At 59.6% G+C, this 12,880-nt stretch carries 9 protein-coding genes and 1 pseudogene; 9 read left to right on the plus strand and 1 reads right to left on the minus strand.

Going from position 1 to position 12,880, the window contains the following annotated elements:
- Positions 1-203: 203 nt before the first annotated feature.
- The 6 genes and pseudogenes from accD (at position 204) to ppk1 (ending at position 7,238) form a co-directional block, all read left to right on the plus strand.
- A pseudogene (accD, locus tag JW799_RS17305) lies at positions 204-1,099 on the plus strand (acetyl-CoA carboxylase, carboxyltransferase subunit beta).
- On the plus strand, positions 1,089-2,054 hold the full coding sequence (locus JW799_RS17310; protein WP_080833865.1) for an acetyl-CoA carboxylase carboxyltransferase subunit alpha: 966 nt from the start codon (positions 1,089-1,091) through the stop codon (positions 2,052-2,054). The pseudogene accD and the gene JW799_RS17310 overlap by 11 nt, the downstream one beginning before the upstream one ends.
- A 64-nt stretch (positions 2,055-2,118) precedes the next feature.
- Complete coding sequence (gene pyk, locus JW799_RS17315) at positions 2,119-3,873, plus strand: pyruvate kinase (RefSeq protein ID WP_080833863.1); 1,755 nt, start codon at positions 2,119-2,121, stop codon at positions 3,871-3,873.
- Positions 3,874-3,955: 82 nt separating this feature from the next.
- On the plus strand, positions 3,956-4,459 hold the full coding sequence (locus JW799_RS17320; protein WP_080833862.1) for an acyl-CoA thioesterase: 504 nt from the start codon (positions 3,956-3,958) through the stop codon (positions 4,457-4,459).
- A gap of 42 nt (positions 4,460-4,501) precedes the next feature.
- The gene (locus JW799_RS17325; protein WP_080833860.1) at positions 4,502-4,903 is read left to right on the plus strand and encodes an FxsA family protein; all 402 of its coding nucleotides are present in this window, start codon (positions 4,502-4,504) and stop codon (positions 4,901-4,903) included.
- Between the two features lie 208 nt (positions 4,904-5,111).
- The gene (gene ppk1 / locus JW799_RS17330; RefSeq protein WP_420830630.1) at positions 5,112-7,238 is read left to right on the plus strand and encodes a polyphosphate kinase 1; all 2,127 of its coding nucleotides are present in this window, start codon (positions 5,112-5,114) and stop codon (positions 7,236-7,238) included.
- Between the two features lie 92 nt (positions 7,239-7,330).
- Here ppk1 and JW799_RS17335 read toward each other — a convergent pair whose 3' ends face one another.
- A complete protein-coding gene (locus JW799_RS17335; protein WP_205430843.1) occupies positions 7,331-8,866 on the minus strand; it encodes a Ppx/GppA phosphatase family protein in 1,536 nt (511 codons plus the stop codon).
- A gap of 497 nt (positions 8,867-9,363) precedes the next feature.
- Between JW799_RS17335 and citZ the strand changes: the two genes are divergently transcribed.
- From citZ to mdh, 3 genes are read left to right on the plus strand one after another with little or no spacing between them, the layout of a single operon-like run.
- Positions 9,364-10,479, plus strand: a complete 1,116-nt coding sequence (citZ, locus tag JW799_RS17340) for a citrate synthase (RefSeq protein WP_205430844.1) — start codon at positions 9,364-9,366, stop codon at positions 10,477-10,479.
- A 48-nt stretch (positions 10,480-10,527) separates the two neighbouring features.
- On the plus strand, positions 10,528-11,820 hold the full coding sequence (icd, locus tag JW799_RS17345; protein ID WP_080833851.1) for an NADP-dependent isocitrate dehydrogenase: 1,293 nt from the start codon (positions 10,528-10,530) through the stop codon (positions 11,818-11,820).
- 19 nt (positions 11,821-11,839) lie between these two features.
- Positions 11,840-12,784 carry a malate dehydrogenase gene (mdh, locus tag JW799_RS17350; RefSeq protein ID WP_080833849.1) on the plus strand — a complete coding sequence of 315 codons (945 nt, stop codon included), beginning with the start codon at positions 11,840-11,842 and terminating at the stop codon, positions 12,782-12,784.
- Positions 12,785-12,880: the final 96 nt, after the last annotated feature.

Below are 12,880 nucleotides of genomic sequence, written 5' to 3' on the forward strand. Positions count from 1 at the left end.
TTTCATAGTTTAGTTGAATGCGCGGCAGACGCCCCGGAAGCCGTCATGCGGCTTGCGGCATGACAGGCGCGAACGGAAACTCATGCGGCTGCACGCCCGCACTTCGGCGGACCGAAATGCGAACGTCTCGCCTGCTCGACGCGGGACATAGGCCGATCGTACGGCCGGAGAAGCCCGTCATCTTTGCCATGTGAGGTGTCGCTGTGTTCAAGGATTTATTTCAGAAGAGAAAATACGCCGTCGTCCCGTCGGCTGCAGGGACAAGTCCCGACCAGGAGGAAGAACGCCCGAAGCGGGAAATTCCCGAAGGGCTGATGAACCGCTGTCCTCAATGCGGCACGATTCAGTTTACGAAAGAACTGGAAAAGAACTTTAAAGTATGCTCCACCTGCGGACACCATTTTCGATTGAGCGCCTCGGAACGCGTCGCGATGACGCTTGACGAAGGGCGTCTTTTTGAGATTGACGCCGATCTGATCGCCGAGGATCCGCTCGAGTTCCCGGGCTATAAGGAGAAGCTGGAGCTGCAAAAGCAGAAATCCGGCCTGAACGACGCGATCGTGACGGGCGAAGGCACGATCGGGGGCTTCCCCGTCGTCATCGGCGTCATGAGCTTCGACTTTTTTACCGGCAGCATGGGCTCCGTCGTCGGCGAAAAGACGACGCGAGCGATCGAGCTCGCCATGGAAAAGAAGCTCCCGCTGCTGCTGTTCTCCACCTCCGGGGGGCGCGGATGCAGGAAGGGATTTTAAGCTTGATGCAAATGGCCAAAACGAGCGCCGCGCTGGCGAAGTTCCAGCAAGACGGCGGCTTGTTCATTTCCGTCTTCACCGATCCGACGCTGGGCGGCGTTTCCGCCAGCTTCGCAAGCCTTGGCGATTACATTATCGCCGAGCCGGGAGCGATCGTCGGCTTTGCGGGCCGCATCGTCATCGAGCAGACGATCCGCCAGAAGCTGCCGGACAATTTCCAGACGGCCGAATTCAACCTGAAGCACGGCCAATTGGACAAAGTGGTGCACCGCAAGGACATGAAGGCGTTCTTGACCAAACTGCTTGACATGCATTCGGGGAAAGGAGAACGCGCCGATGTCAACTGAGCTGCCGTTCGAACAGCCGCTGGACGAGCTTCGCAAGAAAATCGAGCATCTGCGGCGTGTCGGCCTCGATCAAAATATCGATTTTTCGGAAGAGCTGAACCGGCTGGAGGAGCGCTACAAGAAGCTGGAGGAAGAAATCTACAGCCAATTGACCGGCGCGCAAATCATGCATCTGGCCCGGCTGCATCAGCGCCCGACTTCCCTTGATTATATCAATCTGATTTTTACCGACTTTATCGAGCTTCACGGCGACCGCCTGTTCGCGGACGATTTGGCGATCGTCGGCGGACTTGCCAAGCTGAACGGCGTTCCGGTCACGGTCGTCGGCCATCAGCGGGGGAAGGACACGAAGGACAACATTCAGCGGTTTTTCGGCAGTCCGCACCCGGAAGGGTTCCGCAAGGCGCTCCGGTTCATGCAGCAAGCGAACAAATTCGGACGCCCGATCATTACGTTCATCGATACGAAGGGCGCTTATCCCGGCGACACCGCCGAGATGCGCGGCCAATCCGAAGCCATCGCCCGCAACCTGAAGGAAATGGCGCTTTTCGGCGTGCCGATTATTTGCGTCGTCATCGGCGAAGGCGGAAGCGGCGGGGCGCTCGCTCTCGGCGTCGGCAACCGCGTCCTCATGCTCGAGAACGCGATTTATTCCGTCATTTCGCCCAACGGCGCGGCTTCGATTTTGTGGAAGGACGCGTCCAAGGCGGAGCAAGCCGCGGAAGCGATGAAGATCACGGCCAAGGATCTGAAGCAGTTCGGCATCATCGACGAGATCGTGCCCGAGCCGAAAGGCGGAGCGCACCGCGACCCCGCGGCCTCGGCCGAAGCGGTCAAGACGGCGCTGTGGGCGCAGCTTGAGGAGCTTTCGCGGATGACGGCCGAGCAGCTGATCGAGGATCGCTACGCCAAGTTTCGCAGCATCGGCCGATTCGCCTCCCTGGAGCCTGTTTGACCGCAGGCGCAGAGAAGCGGGGCCGTTTGACTTTGATGTTTAAACGACGGAGGAAGAGAAAACCATGCGCAAAACAAAAATCGTCTGTACGATCGGTCCGGCAAGCGAATCGCTGGAAAACACAAAAAAGCTTATCCAAGCCGGCATGAACGTAGCCCGTCTCAACTTTTCGCACGGGGATTACGAAGAACACGGCAAGCGGATTTTGAACATCCGGCAAGCTTGCAAGGAGCTCGGCAAGACGGTCGCGATTTTGCTCGACACGAAAGGTCCCGAAATTCGCCTCGGCAAGCTGAAGGAAGAGCCGATCGAGCTCGTTCAGGGCGAGACGATCACGCTGACGACGGAAGAAATTTTGGGCGATAAAGAGCGTATCCCGGTTACGTACAAGGACTTGCCGCAAGACGTCAGCGTCGGTTCGACGATCCTGATCGACGACGGCCTGATCGGGCTCAGCGTCCTGGACGTGCAGGGGACGGAAATCAAGTGCGAGATCGTGAACAGCGGACAAATCAAGAGCAAAAAGGGCGTCAACGTGCCCGGCGTCGCCATCTCGATGCCCGGCATCACCGAAAAGGACGCGAACGACATCCGTTTCGGCATCGAGCAGGGCGTCGATTTCATCGCGGCTTCGTTCGTTCGCCGGGCGAGCGACGTGCTGGAAATCCGCGAAATTTTGGAGCGCCACGATGCGCGCCACATCCAGATCATTTCGAAAATCGAGAATCAGCAGGGCGTGGACAACCTCGACGAAATTTTAGAGGTTTCGGACGGGCTCATGGTCGCCCGCGGCGACCTCGGCGTCGAAATTCCGGCCGAAGAAGTTCCCCTCGTGCAAAAATTGATGATCGAAAAGTGCAACCAGGCCGGCAAGCCGGTCATTACCGCTACCCAAATGCTCGATTCCATGCAGCGCAACCCGCGCCCGACGCGGGCAGAAGCGTCCGACGTCGCGAACGCGATTCTGGACGGAACCGATGCGATCATGCTGTCCGGCGAAACGGCCGCGGGCAAATATCCGTTCGAATCCGTCGCGACGATGTCCCGCATCGCCGAGCGCACGGAAGCGGCTTTGCATTACCGCGAAATTTTCCAAAAGCAGGCGAAAGCGCAGCAGACGACCGTTACCGAGGCGATCAGCCAGGCGGTAGCGAACTCCGCGCTCGATCTCGACGCGAAAGCGATCGTTACGTCGACGGAGAGCGGCTATACGGCCCGCATGGTATCCAAATACCGCCCGAAATCGCCGATCATCGCCGTTACGCCGCAGGAGCAGGTGCTTCGCCGCCTGCAGCTCGTATGGGGCGTCGTGCCGGTGCAGGGAACGATGGCCGACACGACCGACGGCATGTTTGAAATCGCCGTGGAAGGCGCCCTGCAATCGGGCATCGTCCGCGTCGGGGATACGATTATCATTACCGCGGGCGTTCCGGTCGGCCGTTCCGGCACGACGAACCTGATCAAAATTCACCACATCGGCGAATTGATCACGCAAGGGCAAGGAATCGGCTCCCAAAGCGCGACCGGCAAAGTCGTGACCGCGCGCACGCCGGACGAAGCCGTGGCGAAAATGACCGAAGGCGCCGTTCTGGTCGCTCCGTCGACGGACAAGGAATATATGCCGGCATTCCAGAAGGCCGCCGCCGTCGTTACGGAGAGCGGAGGCATTACGTGCCATGCGGCCGTCGTCGGCCTCAACCTCGGCATCCCGGTCATCGTCGGCGTCGCCGACGCCCTGGAAAAGCTGTCCGACGGCATGGAAATTACGCTGTACGCCGAAAAAGGCGTCATCTATTCCGGCCAGGCGAAAGTGCTGTAACTTTACAAATACGGGCAAAGACCGGGAGCGACGGCCATTACAGCCGTCGCTTCCGGCATATCGAAAGGTGGTTTCGCAAGCTTTGGGCGATTGGTTTCTTCACGCGCTTCGCGTCCGGTACCAAGAGACCGACCGGATGAAGGTGGTTTATCATACGAATTACGTCACCTGGTTTGAAATCGGAAGGACGGAATGGATTCGCCAGGCGGGAATCGCATACCGCGATATCGAGGAAAAAGGGCTGCTTCTGCCGGTCGTGCGCCTGGAAGCGAACTTTCATCAACCCGCAAGCTACGACGATCGGGTCACCGTCTGCACGAGGGTGACGGAGATGACCAAAGTTCGCCTGCGTTTCGAATATCGCATCATGCTTGGCGATTTGACGCAAAACGGGCAAATCCGCCATGCGGACCCTGCGCCCGAAGGCAAGCTTCTGGCAAGCGGAGGCACGCTGCACGGCTGGGTGAACGGGGACTGGAAGCCGGCCCGGCTGGACAGGGAGGCGCCGGAGGTATATGCGACCCTCGTCGAACTTGCAAAAAAAACCGGCGCGAACGGCGAAACGGATTCGGCCTCTTCTACGTAGCTCATAGAAGGCTTCGGCACGTTTCCAAGGGGAGGGATGATCATGAGAAAAAAATACGGCTTATGGCTTGTCTTGGCCGTCGCGGCGGAAATTGCGGGCATCGTCGTTGTCGCCGATTGGATCGGAGCGGGCTCGACATTCGGTTTGCTGCTGCTCGGCGTCGTTGCCGGCGCGCTGCTCGCGCAGACGGAAGGCCGCAAAGCCTGGATGGAAGCGCAGCGGCAATTCCAATCCGGCGGTGCGCCCGGACATGCGATGCTGAACGGCCTTTGCATACTGGCGGGCGGCTTGCTGCTGATCATCCCCGGTTTTTTGTCCGATATCGTCGGGCTGACGCTGCTGCTTCCGTTTACCCGCCCGCTTTACAAAGGCTGGCTATACCATTGGCTCGAGCGCAAATTCCGCTCGGGCTCGTTTCGCATCTACGGCGGCCCGATGCGGTAATGCCGCCTTTCGGATCATTTGCCGTTCGCAATGAACCGGCCGGAAATCGCGAAAGTCGCCGGCCCAACGGCAGGTCGCCGCAAGGATCGTTTCCCGAAGTCATTTTACGCAGCGTTAACAATCCCATAACGTTATGTTTACATTTTTCCGACATAATGATAGAAGAAAGTGGGTTCGCATGCCTAAGCGCAGCATAGGGGGACTTGTGGTGACCGCTTCAAAGAAATATATAAACCGGGATTTGAGCTGGATCGAATTCAACCGCAGAGTATTGGAAGAGGCGGAAGACGCGACGACGCCGCTGCTTGAGCGTTTTCAGTTTTTATCGATCGTAACGAGCAATCTGGACGAATTCATGAGCGTTCGCGTGGCCGGGTTGAAGGATCAACTGCGGGCGGGGTTCAACAAGCCCGATTTTACCGGCTATACTCCGCAAGGATTGACCAAACGGCTGGCCAAGCGGATCAACCGGATGGTGAAGGATCAATACAAGGCGTACCGGGAGCTGATGCGGGCGATCGCCAAGGAAGGCGTCGTCTTCGTCAAATGGCCGGATTTGACCGAAGAGCAAAAAGAAGAATTGGCCTCGTACTTTCAGCAGATCGTCTATCCGGTGCTGACGCCGATGGCGGTCGATTCGAGCCGGCCGTTTCCGCTCGTGCACAGCAAGGAGCTGTACATGGCCGTCGTCTTGCGGCCCGATACCGAAGGGGACAAGCAGGAAGAGCGAACCTATTGCGCGATCGTCCAAGTGCCTTCGATCCTGCCTCGAACGGTTCCGGTTCCGGGACGCAGAGGAACGCGCAGGCACTATTTCATCATGCTCGAAGACTTGATCAAGGAGCAGATCGGTCGGCTGTTCAGCGGCTACGCGACCGAAGCGGTACACGCTTTCCGCGTGACGCGGAATTCGGATCTTACGCTTAATGAAGAAGGCGCGGAGGATTTGCTGGCGGAAATCGAGAAGGAGCTTCGCCGCCGCCGCCGGGGGTTTCCCGTCCGGCTGGAAATCGAGAAAGGCATGCACGAGGACGCTCGCGAATTGCTAGCCGACGAACTGGAGCTGGCCGACGACGAAATCGAGGAGATCGACGGACCGTTGGACTTGTCGTTTTTGTCCCGGTTCGCGGGCTCGCTGCCGAACGCCGAACATCTCCGCTATCCCCGAGTAGAGCCGGTCTATCCGGCGGAATTCGAGGAAACGGACGACATGCTGTCGGCGGTGCGGGAGCGGGACGTGCTCGTCTACCATCCTTACGAATCGTTCGAAGCGGTCAACGATTTCATCAGCGAGGCGGCGGAAGATCCGGAAGTGCTCGCGATCAAAATGACGCTCTACCGGGTCAACGCGAATTCGATTCTCGTGCAGGCGCTCGCCGCGGCGGCCGAATCGGGCAAGCAGGTAACCGTTGTCGTGGAGCTTAAGGCGCGGTTCGACGAGGAGCGGAACATCGCCTGGGCGAGACAGCTGGAGAAAGCGGGATGCCATGTCGTCTACGGGCTGGTCGGCCTGAAAACCCACGCGAAAATTACGCTCGTCGTCCGGCGGGAAAACGGGCTGCTCCGCAGGTACGTCCATGTCGGAACGGGGAACTACAACGAAAACACGGCCCGTTTGTATACGGACGCCGGCCTGTTTACTTGCGATCCCGAGATCGGGGAGGATGCTTCCGCCCTGTTCAACGAAATGACCGGATACTCGACGCCCCACGACTGGCGTTCGATCGCCGTCGCCCCTTCCGGCCTGCGGCCGAAGCTGTTCGAGCTGATCGACCGGGAAATCGCCTTCGCCCGGGAAGGAAAACCGGCCCGCATTCTGGCGAAGATGAACTCGCTGTCGAACCAGTCGATAATCGACAAGCTTTACGAGGCTTCGGCGGCCGGCGTCAAAATCGATCTGATCGTCCGCGGCGTCTGCTGCCTCCGGCCGGGCGTTCCCGGCCTGAGCGAAAACGTGCGCGTCATCAGCATCGTGGACCGGTACCTGGAGCATTCCCGCATTTTGGCGGTCGGCGGCGGAGGCAAGGAAGAAGTGTTTATTTCGAGCGCCGACTGGATGACGCGGAATTTGATTCGCCGCGTGGAATTGCTCTGTCCGGTTTATGACCCCGGGCTGAAAAAGATGCTCGTCAACTTGCTGGAGTTGAATTTGCATGACAATGTAAAGGCGCGGGAGCTTCAGGCGGACGGCGGCTACAAGCGCGTCGCTCCGAAGGCCGGCGAGGCGCCGCTGCGCAGCCAGTTTGCGGCCGCCGATATTTTGCTGTGGAAAAAAGTGGCCGCAGCCGCGGCGGAGGAAGAGCAGGCGGGCGCGCAAAACGCCGGGGATTTTTGAGAGATTGCAGCCAAGGCGGATGCCGGTGCCGGTTTCGGAAGTCGAAATCGGCCCGGCATCCGCTTTCGTATCGTTTCGCCCGCTTGGCGCGTTTAGCGGGCTTTGAGCTTGGGGCTCAGCCCCCAGCATTTTTTGAAGTCTTTGGCGATGGACTCGACTTCCATTTTCTCCATCGGAAGCGGATGGCGCGCTCTGGCCGTCAGCACCAGGCTTTTGCCTTTTTCGACGGCGACGTCCAGATCGACGATTCCTTGCGATTCGCTGCGGTCGAGCGCGGCCGCAAGCTGCAGCAGGACGCCAAGCCGGGCCGAGGCCTCCACGTCTCCGTCCTTCAGAATGGAACGATACGGCGCCAGCTTGCGGCGGAGCTGGCTCGGTCCCCGGTAGGAGGCGATCGACGCGGTAATCAGCGTCTCCCGGTGCGACAGCCCGTACCAATGCGCGTTCAGCAGCAAGTAGAACGTATGGTTCGCGCATTCGTTGTAATCGATGACCGCGCCGATGCGAAAGAGGCGCGAAGCCGCGTCGAGCCATTTGCGCGAAGGCTCGTCCAGGCCGGCGGCCGGCGCGAGGCGGTCGAACAAGTCCAAGGCCAGCCGGTTGACCTGGGCCAAATGCTCCCGCGGCGCGGCCGGATACAGCGTCGTCAGGTTGCGTACGCTTTCGTTCAGCACGTCTTGCGGAGAGGGCGTTTTTTCCCGGGGGAGGCACGTTTCGAAAAACAGCCCGTCCCGGATGCCGGCGCCGCACACGACGATGCGCGAGGCCGCGGCCGATTTCAAAACGGCGCGAAGAATGGCCAGCCCGGGGACGATGACGTCGGTCCTGTCCTTGGACAAACCGGGCACCTTGCGCCTTTTCTCGACGTCCAAGGCGGCCAGCATCCCGACGCTCTCGTCCAGAAGCCGGGGCTCGATCTCGAAGCCGTGCAAGTTGGACAGCGGATAGTTGTCGCTGCGCTGCCGGAATTTGGCCAATGCCCGAACCGTGCCCCCCAGTCCGATCAGCGGGAGACCGGGATAGGACGAAATCCAGGGCTCGCCTTCGAACAGCTTCCGCGCCTCGGCTTCGATTTTTTCCAGGAGGGCGGGCGGCACCGGGTTGCCGTTCAACGACCAGCGGGCGGCGGTGTTGACGCAGCCGATCGGAAACGAAACGGAGGCCGCGACCTTGCGGCCGAGGATCAGGCTGATTTCGGTGCTGCCGCCCCCGATATCGACGAGAAAAGCGTCGGAAAAATCCATCGTGCGCAGCATGGCGACGCTCCCGTAACGGGCTTCGTCCTTGCCGGACAGCAGCTCGACCGACAAGCCGGTTTCGCGCTTCAAACGCTGCAGCGCCACATCGCGATTGGCCGCCTGGCGGATCGCGGCGGTCGCGACGGCCCGGATTTGCTTCGCGCCGTGCATGTTGCAAATGCTGCCGTAATGCCGCAGCACCTCGGCAAGCTCGGCGAGCGTCGCGTCCGGCAGCGTTCCGTCTTCGGCCAGCTTTTGGCTGAGCCTGGCGGACCACCGGCCCTGGTCGATGACGCGGTACGCGCCTTCGCTTGATACTTGATAGACGGCAAGACGCACGGTGTTCGAACCGATATCGATCATGCCGGTTACGGTGGCGGATGCATTCAAAAGGTCGGGAGCCTCCTTCGATGACGAACGGCCGGCAGGTTTCGGCAATTTCCCCGTCGGAGGACGAATCGCCGAACGCCGGACTTCTGATGTGCGTTTAGCAATCATTTTACCACCCGGGGCGCCGGGGCAAAAGAGAGAAAGCGGACGAGATCGCGGTCTCGGGACGGATCTTGGCATTTTTTCCGAAACGCCGAAAACGTGGCTCGAATAATTTGTCACAATTTGCTAATCCTTATGGGTGGCCGCATGACAAGAAATCATTATCCAATCGATAAGACATTTTTATTCGGGCCTCGGTTCCATTCGCCGTTGAAATCGTTTATCATAAAAAAAGGTCAGAAAAGCTGAAACTTTTTCCGTTTTACGCGTCCTAACGCGCGGAATGTCTTCGTTGCTCGCTTTTTTGGCGGCCTGCAGCAGAATCCGCGCACGAAATCATGCGCTCGCATTCGCCCCGGCGAATTCGAAATTTTGGGAACGAAGGAGAGAAAACGATGACGGCAACAAAAGGTCTGGAAGGAATCGTCGCCGCGACTTCATCCGTCAGCTCCATCATCGATGGCGTTTTGACGTACCGCGGCATCGATATCGACGAGCTCGCGGAAAAGGCGACTTTCGAAGAAGTCGCCTATTTACTGTGGAAAGGCAAGCTTCCGACGCAACGGGAACTGGACGAACTGCTCGCCCAGCTCGGGGAATACGCGGCCGTGTCCGACGAAGTGATCGCGGGTCTGCGCCTCTATCCAAAGAGCGCCAACTCGATGGCCGCGCTCCGCACGGTCGTATCGAGCCTCGCTTTGTACGACGGGGAAGCTCAGGACATGAGCGCCGAAGCCAATTACCGCAAGGCGGTCAAGCTGCAAGCCCAATTGCCGACGGTCGTCGCCGCTTTCGCGCGCATCCGCCAAGGACTGGAGCCGGTCGCCCCGAAGAAAGGCGTCGGCATCGCGCATAACTTCCTTTACATGCTGACGGGCGAAGAACCCGCGGCGGTGGCGATCGAAGCGCTGGACAAGGCGCTCGTGCTGCACGCCGACCATGAGCTGAACGCGTCGACGTTTGCCGGCCGCGTTACGGTCGCGACGCTGTCGGATATTTACTCCGGCGTCACGTCGGCGATCGGCGCGCTCAAAGGTCCGCTGCACGGCGGCGCCAACGAGGCCGTCATGGTCATGCTGGACGATATCGGTTCCCTGGCCAACGTCGAGCCGTACATTCAAAACAAGCTGAACAACAAGGAAAAAATCATGGGCTTCGGCCACCGCGTGTACAAGAACGGCGACCCGCGCGCGAAGCACCTTCAGGAAATGTCCCGCCAGCTCGGCGAGCTGAAGGGCGACTCGACCCTGTACGAGATGTCCGTCAAGATCGAGGATCTCGTCACCGGCCAGAAGGGCCTGAAGCCGAACGTGGATTTCTACTCGGCTTCTTGCTACACGATGCTGGGCATCCCGCGCGACCTGTTCACGCCGATTTTCGCGATCAGCCGCGTGTCCGGCTGGACCGCCCACATTTTGGAGCAGCTTGCCGACAACCGTCTCATCCGCCCGCGCGCCGAATACGTCGGTCCCGTCGGCCAGCACTACGTGCCGATCGAACAGCGCGGCTAAGCTTCCGGTTTTTTGCGAACAAATAACCTTGCAGGAGGATAAATGAACATGCAATTGGAAAAATTCGCTCCCCCGACTTCCGGCCAACCGATTACCGTAACGAACGGCGTACTGAACGTGCCGAACAATCCGATCATTCCGTTTATCGAAGGCGACGGCACCGGCCGCGACATTTGGCGCGCTTCCAAACGCGTCCTCGACGCCGCCGTCAAGAAAGCCTATAACGGAGAGAAAGAAATCGCCTGGTACGAAGTGTTCGCCGGCGAAAAAGCGTTCAATACTTACGGCGAATGGCTGCCGGCAGACACGCTGACCGCCATCCGCGAATACATCATCGCCATCAAGGGTCCGCTGACGACGCCGATCGGCGGCGGCATCCGTTCCTTGAACGTCGCGCTGCGCCAGGAGCTCGACCTGTACGTTTGCTTGCGTCCCGTGCGCTATTTCGACGGCGTGCCTTCCCCGGTCAAACGCCCGGACCTCGTGGACATGGTCATTTTCCGCGAAAACACCGAGGACATCTATGCCGGCATCGAGTACCAAGCCGAAACGGCCGACGTGAAAAAAGTGATCGAATTCCTGCAAAAGGAAATGGGCGTCAAAAAAATCCGCTTCCCGGAAACGTCCGGCATCGGCATCAAGCCGGTATCGTCCGAAGGCTCCAAGCGTCTCGTTCGCGCCGCGATCGAATACGCGATCAAGCATAAACGCAAATCGGTTACGCTCGTGCACAAAGGCAACATCATGAAATTCACGGAAGGCGCGTTCAAAAACTGGGGCTACGAAGTGGCCGAAACCGAGTACGCGGATCAAACCTTCACCTGGGGCCAATACGACAAAATCAAAGCCGAGCAAGGCGAGGAAGCGGCCAACGCCGCGCAAAAAGCGGCTCTCGCCGAGGGCAAAATCCTCGTCAAGGACGCGATCGCCGATATCGCGCTGCAGCAAGTGCTGACCCGTCCGACCGACTTTGACGTCATCGCGACGCTGAACCTGAACGGCGACTACCTGTCCGACGCGCTGGCGGCCCAAGTCGGCGGCATCGGCATCGCTCCGGGAGCCAACATCAACTATGCGACCGGCCACGCCATCTTCGAAGCGACGCACGGCACCGCTCCGAAGTATGCCGACAAGGACGTCGTCAACCCGGGCTCCGTCATTCTGTCCGGCGTTATGCTGTTCGAGCATCTCGGCTGGCTGGAAGCCGCGGACCTGGTGTACAAAGGCCTGGAAAAATCGATCAACAGCAAAATCGTGACCTACGACTTCGCCCGCCTGATGGAAGGCGCGACCGAAGTCAAATGCTCCGAATTCGCCGACGAAATCATCAAAAACATGTAACCGGGAGGCGCTGCGGGATATGGCTATAAAGCGCGCTAAAATTACGGTGGTCGGCGCCGGCTTCACCGGCGCAACGACCGCGCTGATGCTCGCTCAAAAGGAACTGGGAGACGTCGTGCTGCTCGACATCCCGCAGATGGAAAACCCGACGAAAGGCAAAGCCCTCGACATGCTCGAATCGACGCCGGTGCAAGGCGTCGACGCGAACATCGTCGGCACGTCGAGCTATGAGGATTCCGCCGGCTCCGACGTCGTCATCATTACCGCCGGCATCGCCCGCAAACCGGGCATGAGCCGCGACGACCTCGTGAACACGAACGCGGGCATCGTCAAATCCGTCTGCGAAAGTGTCAAGGCGACGAGCCCGGACGCTTACGTCATTATCCTGTCAAACCCGGTCGACGCGATGACCTACGTCGCGAACAAGGCGCTCGGCTTCCCGAAAAACCGCGTCATCGGCCAGTCCGGCGTGCTCGATACGGCCCGCTACAACACGTTCCTCGCGCAAGCGCTGAACGTGTCCGTCGAAGACGTTCGCGGCGTCGTTCTCGGCGGCCACGGCGACGACATGGTTCCGCTCGTCCGCTATACGACGATCGGCGGCATCCCGGTCGAACAGCTGCTGCCCGCCGATCGGATCGAAGCGATCGTAAAGCGCACCCGCGTCGGCGGCGGCGAAATCGTCAACCTGCTCGGCAACGGCAGCGCCTACTACGCTCCGGCAGCTTCTCTCGTGCAAATGACCGAGGCGATCCTGAAAGACAAAAAGCGCATCCTCCCGGTCATCGCCCTGCTGGAAGGCGAGTACGGCTACGACAACCTGTTCATGGGCGTGCTCGCCGTTCTCGGCGGCGACGGCATCGAAAAGGTGATCGAGCTGGATTTGACGGCCGAAGAGAAAGCCGCGCTGGACAAGTCGGCCGATTCCGTTCGCAACGTCATTCAAGTCGTGGAAAAAGGGTAACCCGGCGCCATCGACGCTAATCAAGCGCACCTTCGCTGCGGCCTAGCCGCTTCGGAGCGTGCGCTTTTTATTCGATTCGGATGAAAAATCGGCAAA

This window comes from Cohnella algarum (assembly GCF_016937515.1).
In the GTDB taxonomy this organism is placed as follows: domain Bacteria; phylum Bacillota; class Bacilli; order Paenibacillales; family Paenibacillaceae; genus Cohnella; species Cohnella algarum.

What these genes read in the sequence shown, in the direction of transcription:
- pyk (WP_080833863.1), top strand. Translation starts at nt 2,119, where the DNA reads ATGCGCAAAACAAAAATCGTCTGTACGATCGGTCCGGCAAGCGAATCG.
- JW799_RS17325 (WP_080833860.1), top strand. Translation starts at nt 4,502, where the DNA reads ATGAGAAAAAAATACGGCTTATGGCTTGTCTTGGCCGTCGCGGCGGAA.
- icd (WP_080833851.1), top strand. Translation starts at nt 10,528, where the DNA reads ATGCAATTGGAAAAATTCGCTCCCCCGACTTCCGGCCAACCGATTACC.
- citZ (WP_205430844.1), top strand. Translation starts at nt 9,364, where the DNA reads ATGACGGCAACAAAAGGTCTGGAAGGAATCGTCGCCGCGACTTCATCC.
- mdh (WP_080833849.1), top strand. Translation starts at nt 11,840, where the DNA reads ATGGCTATAAAGCGCGCTAAAATTACGGTGGTCGGCGCCGGCTTCACC.
- JW799_RS17310 (WP_080833865.1), top strand. Translation starts at nt 1,089, where the DNA reads ATGTCAACTGAGCTGCCGTTCGAACAGCCGCTGGACGAGCTTCGCAAG.